At 70.7% G+C, this 19321-nt stretch carries 16 protein-coding genes and 1 rRNA gene; 8 read left to right on the forward strand and 9 right to left on the reverse strand.

The features are described from left to right. The 4 genes from I4Q55_RS10610 to dnaE all read right to left on the reverse strand — a co-directional run. A 16S ribosomal RNA gene (locus I4Q55_RS10610) occupies positions 1-62 on the reverse strand; the annotation flags it as partial. 359 nt (positions 63-421) lie between these two features. Beyond that, complete coding sequence (locus tag I4Q55_RS10615) at positions 422-1603, reverse strand: low temperature requirement protein A (protein ID WP_206786455.1); 1182 nt, start codon at positions 1601-1603, stop codon at positions 422-424. A 426-nt stretch (positions 1604-2029) separates the two neighbouring features. Continuing rightward, the gene (locus tag I4Q55_RS10620) at positions 2030-3499 is read right to left on the reverse strand and encodes an MFS transporter (protein WP_206786456.1); all 1470 of its coding nucleotides are present in this window, start codon (positions 3497-3499) and stop codon (positions 2030-2032) included. Positions 3500-3551: 52 nt separating this feature from the next. Next, on the reverse strand, positions 3552-7139 hold the full coding sequence (gene dnaE, locus I4Q55_RS10625; protein ID WP_206786458.1) for a DNA polymerase III subunit alpha: 3588 nt from the start codon (positions 7137-7139) through the stop codon (positions 3552-3554). A gap of 342 nt (positions 7140-7481) precedes the next feature. On the opposite strand from dnaE, the gene I4Q55_RS10630 reads away from it, so the two are divergent. The 5 genes from I4Q55_RS10630 to I4Q55_RS10650 are packed head-to-tail and all read left to right on the forward strand — an operon-like array spanning position 7482 to position 13535. After that, positions 7482-8129 (forward strand): FadR/GntR family transcriptional regulator, encoded by a 648-nt coding sequence (locus I4Q55_RS10630; RefSeq protein ID WP_206787378.1) that lies wholly within the window; start codon positions 7482-7484, stop codon positions 8127-8129. Continuing rightward, positions 8126-9556, forward strand: a complete 1431-nt coding sequence (locus I4Q55_RS10635) for an amino acid permease (protein ID WP_206786460.1) — start codon at positions 8126-8128, stop codon at positions 9554-9556. The genes I4Q55_RS10630 and I4Q55_RS10635 overlap by 4 nt, the downstream gene beginning before the upstream one ends. Beyond that, on the forward strand, positions 9553-10470 hold the full coding sequence (locus tag I4Q55_RS10640) for an asparaginase (RefSeq protein WP_206786462.1): 918 nt from the start codon (positions 9553-9555) through the stop codon (positions 10468-10470). The genes I4Q55_RS10635 and I4Q55_RS10640 overlap by 4 nt, the downstream gene beginning before the upstream one ends. Next, on the forward strand, positions 10467-11858 hold the full coding sequence (gene aspA / locus I4Q55_RS10645; RefSeq protein ID WP_206786464.1) for an aspartate ammonia-lyase: 1392 nt from the start codon (positions 10467-10469) through the stop codon (positions 11856-11858). Before I4Q55_RS10640 ends, aspA begins: the two co-directional genes overlap by 4 nt. Before the next feature lie 51 nt (positions 11859-11909). After that, positions 11910-13535 (forward strand): CocE/NonD family hydrolase, encoded by a 1626-nt coding sequence (locus tag I4Q55_RS10650; protein ID WP_206786471.1) that lies wholly within the window; start codon positions 11910-11912, stop codon positions 13533-13535. Between the two features lie 126 nt (positions 13536-13661). Here I4Q55_RS10650 and I4Q55_RS10655 read toward each other — a convergent pair whose 3' ends face one another. Together I4Q55_RS10655 and I4Q55_RS10660 are read right to left on the reverse strand one after the other, a co-directional pair. Then, positions 13662-14420 carry a metallophosphoesterase gene (locus tag I4Q55_RS10655; RefSeq protein WP_206786473.1) on the reverse strand — a complete coding sequence of 253 codons (759 nt, stop codon included), beginning with the start codon at positions 14418-14420 and terminating at the stop codon, positions 13662-13664. Continuing rightward, positions 14417-15043, reverse strand: a complete 627-nt coding sequence (locus I4Q55_RS10660; protein WP_206786475.1) for a GntR family transcriptional regulator — start codon at positions 15041-15043, stop codon at positions 14417-14419. Before I4Q55_RS10660 ends, I4Q55_RS10655 begins: the two co-directional genes overlap by 4 nt. A gap of 46 nt (positions 15044-15089) precedes the next feature. On the opposite strand from I4Q55_RS10660, the gene I4Q55_RS10665 reads away from it, so the two are divergent. Then, on the forward strand, positions 15090-16262 hold the full coding sequence (locus tag I4Q55_RS10665; protein WP_206786478.1) for an aminotransferase class V-fold PLP-dependent enzyme: 1173 nt from the start codon (positions 15090-15092) through the stop codon (positions 16260-16262). Positions 16263-16265: 3 nt separating this feature from the next. Here the strand turns inward: I4Q55_RS10665 and I4Q55_RS10670 are convergent, their stop codons facing one another. Together I4Q55_RS10670 and I4Q55_RS10675 are read right to left on the reverse strand one after the other, a co-directional pair. Next, positions 16266-16418 (reverse strand): hypothetical protein, encoded by a 153-nt coding sequence (locus tag I4Q55_RS10670; protein WP_206786480.1) that lies wholly within the window; start codon positions 16416-16418, stop codon positions 16266-16268. 132 nt (positions 16419-16550) lie between these two features. Continuing rightward, the gene (locus I4Q55_RS10675; protein WP_206786490.1) at positions 16551-17687 is read right to left on the reverse strand and encodes an acyl-CoA dehydrogenase family protein; all 1137 of its coding nucleotides are present in this window, start codon (positions 17685-17687) and stop codon (positions 16551-16553) included. Between the two features lie 62 nt (positions 17688-17749). On the opposite strand from I4Q55_RS10675, the gene I4Q55_RS10680 reads away from it, so the two are divergent. Further along, positions 17750-18166, forward strand: coding sequence for a cupin domain-containing protein (locus tag I4Q55_RS10680; protein WP_206786500.1), 417 nt, complete (start codon positions 17750-17752; stop codon positions 18164-18166). Here the strand turns inward: I4Q55_RS10680 and I4Q55_RS10685 are convergent. After that, the gene (locus tag I4Q55_RS10685) at positions 18163-18627 is read right to left on the reverse strand and encodes a MarR family winged helix-turn-helix transcriptional regulator (RefSeq protein WP_206786502.1); all 465 of its coding nucleotides are present in this window, start codon (positions 18625-18627) and stop codon (positions 18163-18165) included. The genes I4Q55_RS10680 and I4Q55_RS10685 overlap by 4 nt on opposite strands. Before the next feature lie 125 nt (positions 18628-18752). On the opposite strand from I4Q55_RS10685, the gene I4Q55_RS10690 reads away from it, so the two are divergent. Continuing rightward, positions 18753-19247 carry a carboxymuconolactone decarboxylase family protein gene (locus I4Q55_RS10690; protein WP_206787380.1) on the forward strand — a complete coding sequence of 165 codons (495 nt, stop codon included), beginning with the start codon at positions 18753-18755 and terminating at the stop codon, positions 19245-19247. The last annotated feature ends 74 nt before the right edge of the window (positions 19248-19321 follow it).

A 19321-nucleotide genomic window follows, 5' to 3' on the forward strand; every position in this document is an offset into this window, starting at 1 on the left:
ACTTGCATGTGTTAAGCACGCCGCCAGCGTTCGTCCTGAGCCAGGATCAAACTCTCCAACAATGTCTTCGAATTCAATCGAGGCATTTTACTGCTCTCAAAGGAAACCCCGACGAGGGGGTTTCAAACATAAGCTCTACTGGCTTAGTTCACTAGCACACTGTTGAGTTCTCAAGCAACACACTTCGGACCGCCGCGCCGCGAAGCGCCTTGGTCTTCGGCTTTTGTTTCAAGCTTTGTTCCAGGGATACCACCCTGGTTCGGGACCACCCACTCTACCACGATCGTGGGAGCTTGGTTCGTGTTCCCGGCGGCCGCTCGGTTTCCCTGGCGACTTGGAGAACTTTACATGCCCCCGAAACCCCCTCGCACAGGGGGGTCCCTTTTTTCGCGCCAAGCCTCTGACCTGCACCGATAGGCGCTCAGGCCGGCAGCGGCGACTCGTGGGTCGCGACGACCGTCAGGACGACCAACGCGGCCGCGAGCCCGGCGGCCACGTGGATGGGTGCCGGCGTGAACGACGCCGCCAGGACGAGCACCGCGGTCACCGGGAACCCGATGGCGATCGGGCGGCACTCGTTCGTCGGCCCGATGTGCAGCAGCCACACGCTCAGCAGGAACACCGCGACCGGGATCGTGGTCGGCAGCGCCGCCGCCACCCCGCCGAGGTCCAGCGTCCCCGTGTCGTAGCCGACCGCCACCTCCAGCCCCGCGCCGACGGCCGCCGCCGAGGCGAAGATCAGGTAGTGGCCGTACCCCCAGCTCATCGCCGTGACCATGCCCGGACGGCGGACGAGCCGTGCGTGCCCCGGCCGGTCGAAGTACAGCCACCACATCGAGAACACCAGGACGAGCGCGGCCGCGGCCAGCGAGATCAGCGCGCCCAGGTGCCCGGGTTCGGCCGTGCCCTCCTTGATCGCGTTGGTCGCGCTCAAGATCGTCTCGCCGAGGACGATCAGCGTGAACAGGCCGTACCGCTCGGCGATGTGGTGCGGGTGCCACGTCGTCCGCGCGCTGCGCTCGGCGATCACCGGCACCGCGAGCTCGCAGAGCACGACGGCCACGAACGTCACGGTCGCCGTGGACTCGGGCAGGAACAGGCGGGCGATCCAGAGCACCTGGCAGCACGCGATCCCGGCCGCGAACCGCAGGGCCGCGGGCCGGACCTCGGGCGCCGAACGCGCGGCCCGCAGCCACTGCCCGACCAGGGACAGCCGCATCAGGACGTAGCCGGCGACGATCACGCGGAAGTCGCCGTCGAACGCGCGGGACACGCCGGCCGCGATGGTCAGCCCGCCGGCGATCTGTACGAGCGTGGCCAGCCGGTACGGGACGTCGTCGGTGTCGAACGCCGAGGCGAACCAGCTGAAGTTCAGCCAGCCCCACCAGATCGCGAAGAACACCATCGCGAACGACGTCACGCCGTGCGCCGCGTGCCCCTCGGCCAGCTCGTGGTGCAGCGCGGCCGCGGCCTGGCCGACGGCGACCACGAAACACAGGTCGAACAGCAGTTCCAGCGGCGTGGCCACGCGGTGGCGCTCGGCTCGGTCGCGCGAACGCATCGGCCGGTGCCACACCCGGATCCGCGACGGCTGCTCGGTCATCGGGACTCCCCGCGTCGGCCTCGGACGGACGCGATCATCCCAGCACGATCGGGGCGGAAGAGGTCAGCGCGACACGGGTGAAGAAGACGGGCGGGCCCGGTTCCCCCTCCCCCGGGCCCGCCCGCCGCCGTCACGCGCCGTGGACACCGATGGGCAGCCCTTCCGCGAGTGCCGGACGGTCCCCCGCGGACGCCGACACCCACTGGACGGAAGGTGACCGAGTGTGTCCATTCCCTCGTACTCCGGACGCCTCGATCGCTCAAGCCGGTCACCCCATCCCCGGGTGGCCGACTGATTGCCACTGTCGGTAGCCGAAGCCGCGCAGTGAAGGCTCCATAAGATCTACCCGGTTGCTCTCCGTAGCACCAGTATCTTTCCGTGCTCGTCACTCGGATGGAGCATCGCCAATCTGCGGAAAGTAGTACCTCAGCTCCGATGGATGTCCGCGGCGGACGTCTCGGCCAGCCGCGCGTCCCGCTCCGCCGCCGAGGCCCGCTGCCGTCGGGCGCGGAGCTCGGCGACCGCCAGGGCGAGCGCGCCGCACGTCAGCGCGGCCGCGCAGCCGAGCGCGACGGTGAGCGCGACCGGGTAGCCGCGGGCGAGGACCGCGCCGAACACCGACGCGAGCACCGCGGTGCCGACCGCCGTGCCGATCCGCTGGCCGGTCTGCAGCGCGCCACCCGCGACGCCGGCCATCCGGACCGGCACGCACTCGAGCGTCAACGTCGTGTTCGGCGAGATCACCATGCCGCCGCCCACACCCGCGAACATCAGCGGCAGCGCGAACGCCCAGCCGGACGCCGCCGGCGGGACGAGCTCGGCCAGCAGCGCGACGGCCAGCAGGCCGGCGGCGACCATGGCCAGCCCGGTGACGGTGAGCCGGCGGCCGAAGCGGGGCACCAGCCGGCCGGCGACGGCCGCGGACACCGCCGAGCCGAGTGCGAACGGCGTCACCGACAGGCCCGACTGCAGGGGCGAGTAGCCGAGGCCCTGCTGGAAGTACATCGCGAAGACCAGCCAGATCCCGGCGAACCCGCAGAAGTAGAGCGCCCCGACAGCCGCGCCGGCGGCGTAGCCGGGGGTGCCGGTGAACAGCCGCGTGTCGAGCAGCGGCGCCCGGCCGCGCCGGACCACCGAGTGCTCCCAGCGCACGAACACCACCCCGAAGACGAGCGCGACCGGGAACAGCCACCACAGCCGGGTGAGGCCGCCGGAGTCGGCGTCGACGACCGGGAGCAGCACGCCGAGGACGGCGACCGCGAGCAGGACGATGCCGGCGAAGTCGATCTCCGACCGGATACTCAGCTGCTTCTTCTCACTGCGCGGCAGCATCCGCAGCGCGAGGGCGAACGCGAGCACGCCGATCGGGACGTTGACGTAGAACACCCAGCGCCAGCCGTTTTCGGCGCCGAAGACCGCGATGATGGCGCCGCCGAGGATGGGACCGACGGCCGTCGAGATCCCGACGACCGCGCCGAACATCCCGAACGCGCGGCCGCGCTCGGAGCCGCGGAAGAGGTCCTGGATCAGGCCGGTGTTCTGCGGCGTGAGCATGCCCGCCGCCACGCCCTGGGCGAGCCGGGCCAGCACCAGCGTGGTCTCGTTCGGGGCCGCGCCGGCCAGTGCGCTGGTGACGACGAAGGCGGCGAGGGCGCCGAGGAACATGTTCCGGCGGCCGAACGCGTCCCCGAGCCGGCCGCCGGTGACGAGGACCAGGCCGAACGCCAGGGCGTAGCCGGAGACGACCCAGCGGATCCCGCCGCTGCTCGCGTGCAGGCCGGCCTGCATCGAGGGCAGGGCGACGTTGACGATGCTGACGTCGAGCAAGCCCATGAACCCGGCCGTGAGCGAGACGGCAAGCGCCTTCCAGCGGCGGGGATCGGGTTCGTACGTCATCGTGTCCAGCAAAACACGGAAAGCGGGGATCCGCGCGCGGATCCCCGCAGCGTCACGTCGACGCGGTGATCCCGCGGATGCCCTTCAACTCGCCGATCAGCATCGAGCTGACCTTGACCGGGTAGTCGTACAGCGCGAAGACCGTCTGGTTCTTGCCCACCAGCTTGAGGTGCACCGGGGTCTCCCCCTTGTGCGCCAGCAGCGTGGACCGCAGCTCGCTGACCACCGACTGGTCGATCTTCTCGGCCGCGGCGAGGAGCACCAGCGGTGGCTCGTCGTCGCCGTTGCCCGTGCCGACCTCGGACAGGTCCAGGGTCGCCAGGCCGCCGCCGAAGACGGACATCTTGTCCTCGCGCCAGTTGACCCGGCCCTTGACCAGGACCGCGTTGTCCTCGATCAGCTCACCCGAGAAGAGCGCGTACGCCTTCGGGAAGAACAGCACCTCGAGGGAGGCGTCCATGTCCTCGACCGTGCAGATCGCCCAGGGCTCGCCCTTCTTGTTGACCCGCCGCTCCAGCGAGGTGATCAGCCCGGAGATCACCAGCTCGCCTTCCTTCGGCGGGTCGGCCAGGATCGAGGCGATCGGCTTGGGGGCGTGCTTGCGCAGGATCCGCTCGGCGCCGTCCAGCGGGTGCGCCGAGACGTACAGGCCGAGCATCTCGCGCTCGTAGGCGAGCAGCTGCTTGCGCGGGTACTCCTCCTCGCCGAACTTCAGGTGCGCGAGCGGGGACGACGACGGCGCCGCCTCCCCCTCGTCGCCGCCGAAGCCGAACAGGTCGAACTGGCCCATCGCCTCCTGGCGCTTGAGCGGGACGACGGCCTCGACCGCGTCCTCGTGGACCTGGATCATCGACAGCCGCGTGTGGCCGAGGGAGTCGAACGCGCCCGCCTTGATCAGCGACTCGATCACCCGCTTGTTGCAGGCGACCAGCTCGGACTTGTCGAGGAAGTCGGTGAAGGACGCGTACTTGCCCTTCTCCTCGCGGGTCTTGATGATCGACTCGACGACGTTCGCGCCGACGTTGCGGACGGCACCCAGCCCGAAGCGGATGTCGTCCCCGACGGCCGCGAACCGCATGGCCGACTCGTTGACGTCCGGCGGCAGCACCTTGATGCCGAGGCGGCGGCACTCGGAGAGGTAGACCGCCGACTTGTCCTTGTTGTCACCCACCGAGGTGAGCAGGGCCGCCATGTACTCGGCGGTGAAGTTGGCCTTGAGGTACGCGGTCCAGTAGGAGACCAGGCCGTACGCGGCCGCGTGGCTCTTGTTGAACGCGTAGCCGGCGAACGGGAGGATCGTGTCCCAGAGGGCCTTGATCGCCTCTTTGGAGAACCCGCCGGGCACCAGTTCGCTGTTGCGCATGCCCTCTTCGAAGCCCTCGAACTCCTTGTCGAGGACTTCTTTCTTCTTCTTGCCCATCGCGCGGCGGAGCACGTCCGCGCGGCCCATCGTGTACCCGGCCACCTTCTGGCCGATGTGCATGATCTGCTCTTGGTACACGATCAGGCCGTACGTGTCGGCCAGGATCTCCCGCAGCGGCTCGTCGAGCTCCGGGTGGATCGGCTTGACCTTCTGCCGGTTGTTCTTGCGGTCGGCGTAGTCGTTGTGCGCGTTCATGCCCATCGGGCCGGGGCGGTACAGCGCGCCGACCGCGACGATGTCGTCGAACACCGTGGGCTCCATGCGGCGCAGCAGGTCGCGCATGGGCCCGCCGTCCAGCTGGAACACGCCGAGCGTGTCGCCGCGGGCGAGCAGCTTGTACGTCTCGGGGTCGTCGACGCCCAGGGTGTCGAGGTCGACGTCGACCCCGCGGTTGGCCTTGATGTTGTCGATCGCGTCCCCGATGACGGTGAGGTTGCGCAGGCCGAGGAAGTCCATCTTGAGCAGGCCGATGGCCTCGCACGACGGGTAGTCCCAGCCGGTGATGATCGAGCCGTCGTCGCGCTGCCACAGCGGGATCGCGTCGGTCAGCGGGTCGCAGGACATGATGACCGCGCAGGCGTGGACGCCGGCGTTGCGGATCAGGCCCTCGAGGCCGCGGGCGGTCTCGAAGATCGTCTTGCACTCTTCGTCGGTCTCGACCAGGGCGCGGACCTCGGCGGCCTCGCCGTAGCGCTCGTGCTTCGAGTCGACGATGCCCGAGAGCGGGATGTCCTTCGCCATGATCGGCGGCGGCAGCGCCTTGGAGATCTTGTCCGCGATCGCGTACCCGGGCTGGCCGAAGTGGACGCGGGCGGAGTCCTTGATCGCGGCCTTGGTCTTGATCGTGCCGAAGGTGATGACCTGGGCGACCTTGTCCGCGCCGTACTTCTCGGTGGCGTACCGGATCATCTCGCCGCGCCGGCGGTCGTCGAAGTCGATGTCGATGTCGGGCATCGAGACGCGCTCGGGGTTGAGGAACCGCTCGAACAGCAGCTTCTGCGGGATCGGGTCCAGGTTCGTGATACCGAGGACGTACGCGACCAGCGAGCCGGCGGCCGAACCACGGCCCGGGCCGACCCGGATGCCGACGCGGCGGGCGTAGCTGATGAGGTCGGCGACGATGAGGAAGTAGGCCGGGAAGCCCTTCCCGATGATGACGTCGAGCTCGATCTCGATGCGCTCGTTGTAGTACTCGTCCGGCACGCCGTCCGGGAAGCGCCACTTGAGGCCGCGCTGGACCTCTTCGCGGAGCCAGCTTCCCTGGTCGTAGCCCTCCGGGACCTCGAAGAACGGCAGCCGGTCCTTGTGGGCGTAGACGTCCTCGTAGGACTCGACGCGCTCGGCGATCAGCAGCGTGTTGTCGGCCGCGCCGGGGACCTCCTTGTCCCAGTACTCGCGCATGTCGGCGGCGGACTTGAGGTAGTAGCCGTTGCCGTCGAACTTGAACCGGGTCGGGTCGTTGAGCGTCTTGCCCGACTGGACGGCCAGCAGCGCGCTGTGGGTGTCGGCCTGCTCCTTGACGACGTAGTGCGAGTCGTTGGTCGCGATCGGCTTGAGGTCGAGCAGGCGGCCGACCTCCAGCAGGCCTTCGCGGACCGACCGCTCGATCGGGAGGCCGTGGTCCATCAGCTCGAGGAAGAAGTTGTCGGCGCCGAAGATGTCCTTGTAGTCGGACGCGGCCTGGATCGCCGCCTCCTTCTGGCCCAGCCGCAGCCGGGTCTGCACCTCGCCGGACGGGCAGCCGGTGGTGGCGATGATGCCGGTGCTGTTCTCCGCGATGAGCTCGCGGTCCATCCGGGGCTTGCGGTAGTAGCCCTGCATGCTGGCCAGCGAGGACAGCTTGAAGAGGTTCCGCAGCCCGGTGGCGTCCGCCGCGAGCATGGTCATGTGCGTGTACGCGCCGCCACCGGAGACGTCGCCGCCCTCACCGAACTCGTCCGAGCCGCGCTGGTTGGCCTGGCCCCAGAAGACGGGCTTCTTGTGGAACCGGCTCTCCGGCGCGATGTAGGCCTCGATGCCGATGATCGGCTTGAGGCCGTGCTTCTTCGACTGCTGGTAGAACTCGTCGCCGCCGTACATGTTGCCGTGGTCGGTCATGCCGACCGCGGGCATGCCGAGGCGCGCCGCCTCCGCGAAGAGGGGACCGATCTTCGCCGCACCGTCGAGCATCGAGTACTCGGTGTGGACGTGCAGGTGGACGAAAGAATCGTTCGACACCAGCGAAAACCTCCCCTAGGTGGATGGGACGGGCGCGCCCGGGTCCCCCAGCCTATCCCGCACTCGCCGGGCTCGATTGTGCCCCTCGGCGGGACCGGAGGAGAGCACCGACGCGCTGCCCCTTCGGCGGAAACGATCACGACACGCGCCGCTGCCGGGCGGTCACGCAAACCGCGAACGAGCCGTCCGCGACACGCCGGAAACGCGCGCCGGGAGTCGTGAGCTGGGCCACAGACTCCGGCACTCGCGTTGACACCGGCAGCACCGGCACCGAGCATTCCCGCCATGAACCTGTCTGACAGCCAGACAGCCGGACAAGGTGGTCCTCGCAGAGTGAGTGCCATGGAGGCCGTGCTGGCCCACCTGCGTTCCTCGATCGAACGCGGCGAGCACGCCGTCGGCGACAAGCTCCCCTCGGAAGCGGCCCTGAGCAGGGAGTTCGAGGTCAGCCGGTCGGTGATCCGGGAAGCCCTGCGCGGTCTGCAGGCGCTCGGCATGACCGAGTCGAAGACCGGCAAGGGCACCTTCGTCACCGCGACCGGCCCGGCCGACAACCCCACCTTCGGGCCCTACTCGGCCCGCGACCTCATCGAAGTGCGGCGGCACGTCGAGATCCCGGTCGCCGGGTACGCGGCCGTGCGGCGCAGCCAGGACGACCTCGACCTGCTCGCCCACCTGCTCGACCGGATGGACGCCGAGACCGACAACACGGCCTGGGTCGCGCTCGACTCGCTCTTCCACATCACCATCGCCCAGGCCTCGGGCAACCCCGTGTTCGGGAAGGTGATCGAGGAGATCCGGGACGCGCTCGCCCGCCAGTCCGCCTTCCTCAACCAGCTCGGCGACCGGCGCCGCCAGTCGAACATCGAACACCGCGAGATCGTCACCGCGATCGAGAGCGGTTCCGAAGAGCAAGCCGTCGAAGCCATGACGGCGCACCTGCAGCACGTCGAAGCCACTCTGACCAGCATCGTGAACGGGGACCAGTGACCGAACAGACCATTCCGGCCACGGCCGCCACGGCCACCGACGCGGGCGACGCCGGCTACCACAAGGCTCTCAAGCCCCGGCACGTCAACATGATCGCGATCGGCGGGGCGATCGGCACCGGCCTGTTCCTCGGCGCGGGCGGACGGCTCGCCCAGGCCGGCCCGGCGCTGGCGATCGTCTACGCCGTCTGCGGGCTCTTCGCCTTCTTCGTCGTCCGCGCGCTCGGCGAGCTGATCCTCTACCGGCCCTCCAGCGGGGCCTTCGTCTCCTATGCCCGCGAGTTCATGGGCGAGAAGGGCGCGTACGTCGCCGGCTGGATGCACTTCCTCAACTGGTCGACCACGGGCATCGCCGACATCACGGCGATCGCGCTCTACGCGCACTTCTGGTCGTTCTTCTCGCCGATCCCGCAGTGGGTGCTGGCGCTGATCGCGCTCGCCGTCGTGCTGACGCTGAACATGGTGTCGGTGAAGCTGTTCGGCGAGATGGAGTTCTGGTTCGCCATCATCAAGGTCGCCGCGCTCGTGGTGTTCATGGTGATCGGCATCTTCCTGCTGGTGACGCAGACCCCGATCGACGGCGTCGCGGGCGGCCCGCAGCTGATCGCCGACCACGGCGGGATCTTCCCGTCCGGCCTGCTGCCGATGGTGCTGATCGTGCAGGGCGTGGTGTTCGCCTACGCCTCGGTCGAGCTGGTCGGCGTCGCCGCGGGCGAGACGCAGAACCCGGAGAAGATCATGCCGAAGGCGATCAACTCCATCATGTGGCGCATCCTCGTCTTCTACGTCGGCTCGGTCGTGCTGCTGGCGATGCTGCTGCCGTGGAGCTCCTACTCCAAGGACCAGAGCCCGTTCGTCACCGTGCTCTCGCACCTGGGCGTGCCCGCGGCGGACAGCGTGATGAACCTGGTCGTGCTCACCGCGGCGCTGTCCAGCCTGAACTCCGGCCTGTACTCGACCGGCCGGATCCTGCGGTCGATGGCGATGGCGGGCTCGGCGCCGAAGTTCACCGGCGTGATGAACCGCAACCACGTGCCCTACGGCGGGATCCTGCTCACCGCGGCCGTCTGCGTGGTCGGCGTCGGCCTCAACTACCTGGTGCCGAAGGAGGCCTTCGACATCGTGCTGAACTTCGCCGCGATCGGCATCCTCGCGACCTGGGCCATCATCGTGCTTTGCCACCTGCTGTTCGTCCGGAAGACCAGGCGCGAAGGCCTCGAGCGGCCGTCGTTCCGGCTGCCGTTCTCGCCCTACACGGAGATCGTGACGCTGGTCTTCCTCGCCGCCGTCGTCGTGCTGATGGGCTTCGACGAGACCGGCCGGATCACCCTGCTCGCGCTGCCCGCCATCGTCGTCGCCCTGGTCGCCGGCTGGTTCGGCGTGCGCAAGCGGATCGACATGCGGGCGTTCGACGAGGAGGGTCTGTGAGCCACGAACCGCTCGTCGAGCTGATCCGCGACGGCCTGGTCGAGGGTGTCCACCACGGCTCGGCCGTGGTGCTCGCCCCGGACGGCTCGACGCGGTTCGCCGCCGGGGACGTCGACACCGCGATGTACCCGCGGTCGACGGCGAAGCCGCTGCAGGCCACCGCGATGGCGCGGCTCGGCCTGCGGCTGTCCCCCGCCGGGTTCGCGATCGCCGCGGCCAGCCACTCGGGCGAGCGGATGCACCTGGACGCCGCGCTCGACGTCCTCGACGGACGCTCCCCCGACCTGCTCGGCAACCCCGCGGACTTCCCGTTCGACCCGGTCGAGCGCGACCGGTGGCTCGGCGAAGGCCGGGCGCCTTCCCGGCTGGGGCACAACTGCTCGGGCAAGCACGCGGCGATGCTCGCGACCTGCGCGCTGAACGGCTGGCCGGTCGAGGGCTACCTCGACCCGGCCCACCCACTGCAACGCGCGATCGCCGCCACCGTCGAGGACCTGACCGGCCGGCCCATCGCCCGGGTGGCCGTCGACGGCTGCGGCGCGCCGCTCTTCGCGACGACGCTGCGCGGGCTCGCGACGGCCGTGTCGAAGCTCGCCACGGCCGCCCCCGGCACGCCGGAGGGCCTGGTCGCCGACGGCATCCGGCAGCATCCGGAGCTGGTCGGCGGCAGCCGCCGGGACGTCACCGCCGTCATGCGCGCGGTACCCGGGCTGATCGCCAAGGACGGTTTCGAAGCCGTCCAGGTCGCCGCGCTGCCGGACGGCACGGCGATCGCGTTCAAGATCGCCGACGGCGGCGACCGGGCGCGCTACCCGGTGCTGGCCGCGCTGCTCGGGCTGTGCGGTGTCGACGTCCCGCCCGGCCCGGACAACCTGCGTTTCACCGGAAACCTGCCTGTGGGGAGCACCGTATGACCACCCGCCGCGAACACGACCTGCTGGGCGACAAGGACGTCCCCGCCGACGCGTACTGGGGCGTCCACACCGCCCGCGCCCGGGAGAACTTCCCGATCACCGGCACGACGCTCGCCGCCTACCCGCACCTGATCGAGGCGCTGGCCGCGGTGAAGGAGGCCGCGGCGCGCGCGAACGCCGAGCTCGGCCTGCTCGAACCGCGCATCGCGGACGCGATCGCCGGGGCCTGCCGGGAGATCCGCGAAGGCGCGCTGCACGGCGAGTTCGTCGTCGACGTCATCCAGGGTGGTGCCGGGACGTCGACCAACATGAACGCCAACGAGGTGATCGCGAACCGCGCGCTCGAGCTGCTCGGGCACGCCAAGGGCGACTACCACGTCGTGCACCCCAACGAGCACGTCAACCTCGGGCAGTCGACGAACGACGCCTACCCGACCGCGGTCAACGTCGCCACGATCCTCGCCGTGCGCGAGCTGTCCGAGTCGATGGTCGTGCTGGAGAAGGCGTTCGCGGCCAAGGCCGTCGAGTTCCACGACGTGCTGAAGATGGGCCGCACGCAGCTGCAGGACGCCGTGCCGATGACGCTCGGCCAGGAGTTCGGCACCTACGCGGTGATGCTCGGCGAGGACCGGCAGCGGCTGAACGAAGCCGTCGCGCTGCTGCACGAGATCAACCTCGGCGCGACCGCGATCGGCACCGGCCTCAACGCCGCGCCGGGCTACGCCGAGGCCGCGTGCCGCCACCTGCGCGAGATCACCGGGCTGCCGGTCGTCACCGCGGCGGACCTCGTCGAGGCCACCCAGGACTGCGGCGCGTTCGTGCACCTGTCCGGCGTCCTCAAGCGGATCGCGGTCAAGCTCTCGAAGAGCTGCAACGACCTGCGGCTGCTGTCGTCGGGCCCGCGGGCCGGGCTGAACGAGATCAACCTGCCCCCGGTGCAGGCCGGCTCGTCGATCATGCCCGGCAAGATCAACCCGGTGATCCCCGAGGTGGTCAACCAGGTCGCGTTCGAGGTGATCGGCAACGACGTCACCGTGACGATGGCCGCCGAGGCGGGCCAGCTGCAGCTCAACGCCTTCGAGCCGATCATCCTGCACTCGCTGTCGGAGAGCATCACGCACCTGGGCGCGGCCTGCCGGACGCTGGCTTCCAAGTGTGTCGAGGGGATCACCGCGAACGTCGACGTCATGCGCGCCTACGTCGAGAACTCGATCGGCCTGGTGACGGCGCTGAACCCGAGCATCGGCTACGCGGCCGCGACGGAGATCGCGAAGGAGGCACTGGCCACCGGGCGCGGGGTCGCCGAGCTCGTCGTCGAGAAGGGCCTGATCCCGGCCGAGGAGCTGGCGAAGCTGCTGCGGCCGGAAACCCTCGCGCGCGCGAACTGAGGTACCGTCGGATCCGGAAGGATCTACTCCACTTCGGAAGGCGGGGCGCCCGTGCTGGATCGGCTTGTCGACAAACTGCTCGGACTGCCCCGCGCCGAAGGCCCCAAGCCGGTCGTGACGCGCGACCTCGCCGTGCCCATGCCCGACGGCGTCACGCTGCTCGCCGACCGGTACGCCCCGGCCGGGACGACGTCGGCGCCGGTCGTGCTGATCCGGACACCGTACGGGCGCAAGGGCCTGGCCTCGAAGCTCTTCGGCGACACGTTCGCCCGGCACGGGCTGCAGACGGTCGTCCAGAGCACCCGCGGCTCCTTCGGCTCCGGCGGCGAGTTCCGGCCGTTCCACCTCGAACGCGAAGACGGCCTCGCGACCGCGGAGTGGCTGCGCGCCCAGCCGTGGTGCGACGGGACCATCGGCATGGCCGGCGCCAGCTACCTCGGGCACACGCAATGGGCGGTCGGGCCGTACCTCGACCCGCCGCTCGCCGCGATGTGCCTCGGCGTGACCGCGTCGGAGTTCGTCTCGACGTTCTACCCGGGCGGCGTGCTCGCGGCCGACAACATGGTGTCGTGGTCGGCGCTGATCGGCCGCCAGGAAGAGCGCTTCGCCGCGCTCCCGAACCCGCTGCAGAAGCGCAGGACGCGGAAGGCGATGTCGTTCCTGCCGCTGAGCCGCGCCGACGTCGCCGCGATCGGGAAGCCCGTGCGGTTCCTCCAGGACGTCACCGAGCACTTCGTCCCCGAAGACGACTACTGGGCCATGTCCGACCACAGCGCTTCGGTCGCGAAGCTCGACGTGCCGGTGTCGATGGTGACCGGCTGGTACGACCTGTTCGTCGGCTCGCAGCTGCGGGACTTCCGGGTCCTCGCCGACGCGGGCAAGGCGCCGCGGATCACGATCGGGCCGTGGGCGCACGGCGAGCCCGCGAGCATGGGCCCGATGATCCGCGACCAGATCGGGTTCCTGCGCGCGCACCTGCACGGCGACCGGACGTCCCTCCAGCGCTCGCCGGTCCGGCTGTTCCTGCAGGGCGCCGGGACGTGGCTGGACTTCGAGTCGTGGCCGCCGCCGTCGAAGGCGACCAGCGCGCACCTGCGGCCGATCGGCGGCCTCGGCGAAGCGTTCGGTGAACCCGCTTTGCCGACGACGTTCACCTACGACCCGGCCGACCCGACGCCCGCGGTCGGCGGCCCGCTGCTGACCGGCGAGTGGAAGCAGCGCGACAACCAGGCGGTCGAGGCCCGGCCGGACGTGCTGGTGTTCACCGGCGAGCCGCTGCCGTCGGACGTCGACGTCATCGGCGAGGTGACGGCGACCGTGCACGTGCGCACCGAGCTGGGCCACGCCGACGTCTACGTCCGGCTCTGCGACGTCGATTCCGGCGGTGTCTCCCGCAACGTGACCGACGGGATCCTGCGCCTGCGACCGGGCTTCCCGGTGGCCGACGCGGACGGCGTGGTGACGGCGGAGGTGACGCTCGACCCGACGGCGTACCGCTTCCGCCGCGGCCACCGCCTGCGGGTCCAGGTCGCGGGCGGGGCGTTCCCGCGGTTCGCGCGCAACCACGGCACGGGCGAGCCGGTGACGTCGGCGGTGACCGGGAAGCCGAACCGCTTCGAGGTGTTCCACGACGCGGCCCGGCCGTCCCGGGTCACCCTGCCGGTGTTCAGCGGCTGACAGCGCCCCAATGTGGCCTTGGTTGCGTTGAACGCACCCAAGGTGGCCTTCGGTGCGTTGAACGCACCCAAGGTGGCCTTCGGTGCGTTGAACGCACCGAAGGCCACATTGGGGCGCTTGGGCCGGTCAGAGCGGGACGGTGCGGTGGTGGCTGGTCACCCGGCCGTCGTCGTGCAGGACGTGCAGCAGCAGGCCCGGCGGGCGGTCGTACTCCAGCGGGCCGCCGTCGGCCCAGCCGCGGTCCGCGCCCGGCTCGACCGGGAGCAGGGAGCCCGAGACCACGCCGGGGGCGATGCGCAGCGGCACGCCGGCGAACGTCGTCGCGGCGCCCGTGTGCACGTGCCCGGCCAGCAGCGCCTTCACCCGCGGGTGCCGCCGCAGCACGGCCGCCAGCCGCTCCGAGCCGGTCTGGCGGATCGCGTCCACCAGCGGAATCCCGACCTCGACCGGCGGGTGGTGGAACGCCACGAACGCCGGGCCGTCGCCGCCGGAAAGAACGCCGTCGAGCCACTCCAGGGTCTCGTCGGCGAGGAATCCCGCGCCGCGGCCCGGGATCGTCGAGTCGCACAGCGCGAACAGCACGCCGCCGACCTCCTGGGCCAGGTCGATCGGTTCGCCGGACGCCGGCAGGTCGAGCAACCCCGTGCGAAACGCCGCGCGGACGTCGTGGTTGCCCGGGCACACCAGCACCGGCGCCGGATGCTTGAGCAGCTCGGCGGCGCGCGCGTACTCCTCGGCGGCGCCGTGGTCGGCGATGTCGCCGGTGACGACGACCGCGTCGATCGGCTCCACCAGCCCGCCGAGGTAGCCCATCACGGCCGCGACGCGGTCTTCGGCTCGCTTCCCACCGTCGAGGTGCAGGTCGCTCAGGTGCGCGATGATCATCCTTCGTCCTTCCCCAGAAATGCCAAGGCTTTCACCCAGTTGGCGACGAGCACCGAGGACGCCGTGGCCAGGTCGCCGTCGCGCAGGGCCGCGGCGATGCGGCGGTGCTCGCCGATGCTTTCCCCGGCGTGGTCGTGCCGGGCGAAGTACGCCGATTCGTAGCGCTTGAGCAGCGGCTTCGTCTGCTCGATCAGCCGCAGCAGGTGCGGGTTCGGGCAGCGCGACAGCAGCAGCGCGTGCCAGCGATCGTCCAAAGCGGACAGATCGCCGCCGTCCGCCGCCGCCATCTCGTCGGCGACGGCGTCGAGCGCGTCCGGCAGCCCGGCCAGCTCCAGCGGCGACGTCCAGCGCAGCGCGAGGGCTTCGAGCTCGGCCACCAGCGGGTAGAGCCGGCGCGCCTCGTCCGGGTCGAACGGCGGCACGAGGAAACCCCGGCCGGGCGCGGAGACCAGCAGGCCGCGGTCGGCGAGCCCGATCAGCGCCTCCCGCAGCGGCGTCCGGCTGACGCCCAGCTCGCGGGCCAGGTGCACCTCGTTGACGCGGGTGCCGGCGGCCAGCCGCCCGTCGAGTACGCGGGCGGTGATCTGCTCGATGAGGTCGCTGCGCAACGGGATGCGGGCCATATCGGACAGTATTGCATACAATAGCTATCTACTGTATTCAGTTGGTATGAGCTTCGACGTCGAACGCGCGCGCCGCGAGACCCCGGGCTGCGCCGAGGTGGTCCACTTCAACAACGCCGGCTCGGCGCTTCCCCCCGCCGTCGTGACCGACACCGTCGTCGAGTACCTGCGCCACGAAGCGCTGGTCGGCGGCTACGAGGCGGCCGCCGAGGCCGCGGACCGCCTGGACGCGGTGTACGCGTCGGTGGCCCGGCTGCTCGGCGCCGGTTCCGACGACATCGCGCTCACCGACAACGCGACCCGCTCCTGGCAGGCGGTGTTCTACGCGCTGCCCTTCGGGCCCGGCGACCGGATCCTGACCTCGCGGGCGGAGTACGCCAGCAACGCGATCGCGTTCCTGCAGGTCGCCCGGCGCACCGGGGCGGTCGTCGAGGTGATCGGCGACGACGAGTCCGGGCAGCTGGACGTCGAAGAGCTGCGGCGGCGCGTCGACGGCGACGTCAAGCTGATCGCCGTCAGCCACGTGCCCACCCAGGGCGGCCTGGTGAACCCGGCCGAGGAGATCGGCGCGGTCGCCGAGGTGGCCGGCATCCCGTTCCTGCTGGACGCGTGCCAGTCGGCGGGCCAGCTCGACCTCGACGTCACACGCCTGAAGTGCGACGCGCTGTCCGGGACCGGCCGCAAGTTCCTGCGCGGCCCGCGCGGCACCGGGTTCCTCTACGTGCACCCGCGGCTGCGCGAGCGGCTGGAGCCGGCCATGCTCGACCTGCACTCGGCGACCTGGGAGTCGCCGGCGGAGTACGTCGTCGACCCGACCGCCAAGCGCTTCGAGGTGTGGGAGCGCGACTTCGCCGCGGTGTACGGCCTCGGCGCGGCCGTCGACTACGCCCTCGACTGGGGCCTGCCGGCGATCGAGTCGCGCGTCGCTTCGCTGGCGGCGACGCTCCGAGAGCGACTGGGTGAAGCCGGGGCGCACGTCCACGACGTCGGCGCGCGCAAGTGCGGCCTGGTCACGTTCAGCCTGGCCGGCACCCCGGCCGCGGAGATCAAGGCGCGGCTGGCGGAGGCGCACATCAACACGTCGCTGTCGACGCGCACCTCCGCCCAGTACGACTTCACCGCGCGCGCCCTGCCGGACATGGTCCGGGCGTCGGTGCACTACTACAACACCGAGGACGAGATCGATCTGCTGGTGCGGGAGATCGAGAAACTGCGCTGAGCCTCAGTGCAGGGTTTCCGCGCGGACGGCCCACGCCAGGTAGGCGGCTTCGACCTTGTGGGCGAAGGCGCCGAAGAAAGCCGAGTCCGAAGAATTGCTCAACTCCAGCGGAAGAAGGGCGCTTTCCTCGGCCTGGGAAAGGACGGCTACAGTCATGGTCGACCTCCTGGGAGACGGTGTCGAGGCACCACCAATTCAATCGGCCGCGCTTCGCGCGCGCCTCCACCGACCGGCGGATTACGCGGGCACGAATCCCGGAAGAAACACCCCGGTTCCGCGGATGGCGGTTCAGCCCTCGAGCAATTGCCGCGCGATGACGAGCTTCTGGATTTCGCTGGTCCCTTCGTAGATCCGGAACAGCCGCGCGTCGCGGTAGATCCGCTCGACCGGCACCCCGCGGACGTACCCCGTGCCGCCGTGCACCTGCACCGCCCGGTCGGCGACCCGGCCGAGCATCTCGGTGCAGAACAGCTTCGCCGACGACGGCCCGAGCTTGCGGTCCTCGCCCGAGTCGTACTTCGCCGCGGCTTCGTGCACCATCGCGCGGCCGGCCGCCAGCTCGGCGTGGGAGTCCGCGAGCAAGGCCTGCACCAGCTGGTACTCGCCGATCACCCGGCCACCCTGACGGGCCGTCCGCGCGTACTCGACGGCCTCGGCGAGCGCCCGCTCGGCGAGGCCGACGCACAGCGCCGCGATGTGCAGGCGGCCGCGCGCCAGCGAGGCCATCGCGATGCCGAACCCCTTGCCCTCTTCGCCGACCAGCGCGTCGGCGGACAGTTCGACGTCGTCGAAGACCACTTCCGACGTCCACGCGCCCGCCTGGCCCATCTTGGCGTCGTGCGGGCCGACGGTGACGCCGGGCGCGCCCGCGGGCACCAGGAACGCGGAAATGCCGCGGCTGCCGGTGCTTTCCGGACCGGTGCGGGCGAACGCGACGAACACTTCGGCAAGCGGCGCGTTGGTGATGAACCGCTTGGTGCCCGAGAGCCGGTAGCGGTCGCCGTCGCGGACCGCGCGGCTGGTCAGCCCGCCCGGGTCCGAGCCCGCCTCGGCTTCGGTGAGCGCGAACGAGGCGATCGCCTGGCCCGCGGCCAGCCGCGGCAGCCAGCGGGTGCGCTGGTCCGGCGTCCCGTGGTGCACGATCGCCTGGCCGGCGATGCCGTTGTTGGTGCCGAACAGGGACCGGAACGCGGGCGTCGTCCAGCCGAGCTCGATCGCCAGCCGGACGTCTTCGGCCATGCCGAGCCCGAGCCCGCCGTACTCCTCCGGCAGCGCCCAGCCGAACAGCCCGAGTTCGGCGGCCTTTTCCCGGATTTCGGCGGGGATTTCGTCGCGTTCGTCGATTTCGGCCTCGCGCGGCACGACCTCCTTGCGCACGAACTCCCGCACCGCGCCGAGGACCTGCCCGAAAACGTCCGCGTCCATGGGCGGCACGGTACCCGGATCTCTGCCCGCAAGGGCACGCCCGGACGCGGTAGCTTGGCCCGATGCGCAAGCCGATCGCCGTTGTCACGGCCGCCCTCGCCGCCGCCCTGGTGCTCCCCTCGACCGCCTCCGCGACGCCCGGCAGCGGCGTCACCGGCACGATACTGGCCCAGAAAACCATCGGGCACACCGATTACACGTTCCGCGAGGTCACGATCCAGCCGGGCGGCTACACGGGCTGGCACTTCCACGACGGCACGCTCTACGCGTACGTGAAGTCCGGCACGCTCACGCACAACATGGCCGACTGCAGCGTCGACGGCGTCTACGGGGCCGGGCGCGTGTTCACCGAGGAGCCGAACCTGGTGCACATCGGCCGCAACCTCGGGTCGGCACCGCTGGTGCTCGAAGTCCTGTACGTCCTTCCCAAGGGCAGCCCGCTGTCGGAGGACGCCCCGGACCCCGGCTGCGGCTTCTAGCCCGAGAGCCACCCGGCGGCGTCGAGCCGGTACGCCGCCGGGCCGACGACGGCGCGCAGGTCGTCCTCGAGCGCGGTGATCCGGTCCGCGCCGACCGTGCGCGCCCAGTCCGCGCGCAGCTCGTCGAAGATCTCCGCCGACTTCCGGAGCACGTCGACGCCGTGCGCGGTGAGCCGCACGATCTTGCGACGCGCGTCGGCGGGGTCGTCGGCGCGCTCGACGTACCCGAGCGCTTCGAGGCGTTCGACCGTCTTGCCCGCCGCCTGCTTGGACACGCCCAGGCGGCGGCCGATCTCCGACGCCGTCGCCCCCTGCACGCCGACGGCCTGCATCGCGAAGCCGTAGGACGGCCGCACGTCGGGGTGGCCGCGGAGCGCGAGTTCGGCGTGCAGGCGGTCGATGAGCGTGCGGAAGCCACCGAAGAGGAGGAAGGGCAGCTCGTACCCCGGCGTCCCGCTCATGCGGGCTTGCCAAACTCGACAACCAGGTTTACGGTTTCGACAACCATGTTGTCGATTCTACCCCTGGAGACGCCTTGTTCGCCGATCACACCCCCGAGTCCGCCCCCGCCGCCGCCCGCCCGGCGATGACGGCCACCGCGAAGAAGTTCGGCCGCGTGCCGTCCGCCGTCGCCCGGCTGGCGACCTCGCCGGAACTGCTGAACGGTTTCCTGAAGCTCAGCGCGATCTTCGAGGCCACCACGCTGACCGCGCTCGAACGCGAGGTGCTGATCATGACGGTGGCCGCGCGCAACGAATGCCACCTCTGCGTGGCGATGCACACGGCCACGCTGACCCGCCTGACCGCGGCACCGGAACTGGTGGCGGCCCTGCGGGCGGAGTCCCCGCTCCCGGAGCCGCGGCTGGAGGCACTGCGCGTCTTCGTCCACTCGGTCATGGACACACGGGGCGAGGTCCCGGCGGCCGAACTGGCGGCCTTCACCGGCGCCGGCTACACGGAACGGAACGCGCTGGAAGTGGTGCTGGGCATCGGGACGTACACGCTGTCGACGTTCGCGAACCGGCTCACCCGAGCCCCGCTCGACGACGCCTTCGCCGAGCACGCCTGGCACGCGGCGTAGGCCGTGGGGGCGCCCGCCCCGCGGCCCCCCCGCCCGGGAAACACCCCCACCACCACGAGCAGACCGGGGGGTGG

It is taken from the genome of Amycolatopsis sp. MtRt-6 (assembly GCF_017308975.1).
Taxonomy (GTDB): domain Bacteria; phylum Actinomycetota; class Actinomycetes; order Mycobacteriales; family Pseudonocardiaceae; genus Amycolatopsis.

Excerpts from the sequence above, each read along its gene's own strand:
- I4Q55_RS10670 (WP_206786480.1), bottom strand. The coding sequence starts at position 16,418 with ATGACTGTAGCCGTCCTTTCCCAGGCCGAGGAAAGCGCCCTTCTTCCG.
- I4Q55_RS10680 (WP_206786500.1), top strand. The coding sequence starts at position 17,750 with ATGCGCAAGCCGATCGCCGTTGTCACGGCCGCCCTCGCCGCCGCCCTG.
- I4Q55_RS10615 (WP_206786455.1), bottom strand. The coding sequence starts at position 1,603 with ATGACCGAGCAGCCGTCGCGGATCCGGGTGTGGCACCGGCCGATGCGT.
- I4Q55_RS10655 (WP_206786473.1), bottom strand. The coding sequence starts at position 14,420 with ATGATCATCGCGCACCTGAGCGACCTGCACCTCGACGGTGGGAAGCGA.
- I4Q55_RS10690 (WP_206787380.1), top strand. The coding sequence starts at position 18,753 with ATGACGGCCACCGCGAAGAAGTTCGGCCGCGTGCCGTCCGCCGTCGCC.
- I4Q55_RS10630 (WP_206787378.1), top strand. The coding sequence starts at position 7,482 with ATGGAGGCCGTGCTGGCCCACCTGCGTTCCTCGATCGAACGCGGCGAG.
- I4Q55_RS10620 (WP_206786456.1), bottom strand. The coding sequence starts at position 3,499 with ATGACGTACGAACCCGATCCCCGCCGCTGGAAGGCGCTTGCCGTCTCG.
- aspA (WP_206786464.1), top strand. The coding sequence starts at position 10,467 with ATGACCACCCGCCGCGAACACGACCTGCTGGGCGACAAGGACGTCCCC.
- I4Q55_RS10675 (WP_206786490.1), bottom strand. The coding sequence starts at position 17,687 with ATGGACGCGGACGTTTTCGGGCAGGTCCTCGGCGCGGTGCGGGAGTTC.
- I4Q55_RS10665 (WP_206786478.1), top strand. The coding sequence starts at position 15,090 with ATGAGCTTCGACGTCGAACGCGCGCGCCGCGAGACCCCGGGCTGCGCC.
- I4Q55_RS10685 (WP_206786502.1), bottom strand. The coding sequence starts at position 18,627 with ATGAGCGGGACGCCGGGGTACGAGCTGCCCTTCCTCCTCTTCGGTGGC.
- I4Q55_RS10660 (WP_206786475.1), bottom strand. The coding sequence starts at position 15,043 with ATGGCCCGCATCCCGTTGCGCAGCGACCTCATCGAGCAGATCACCGCC.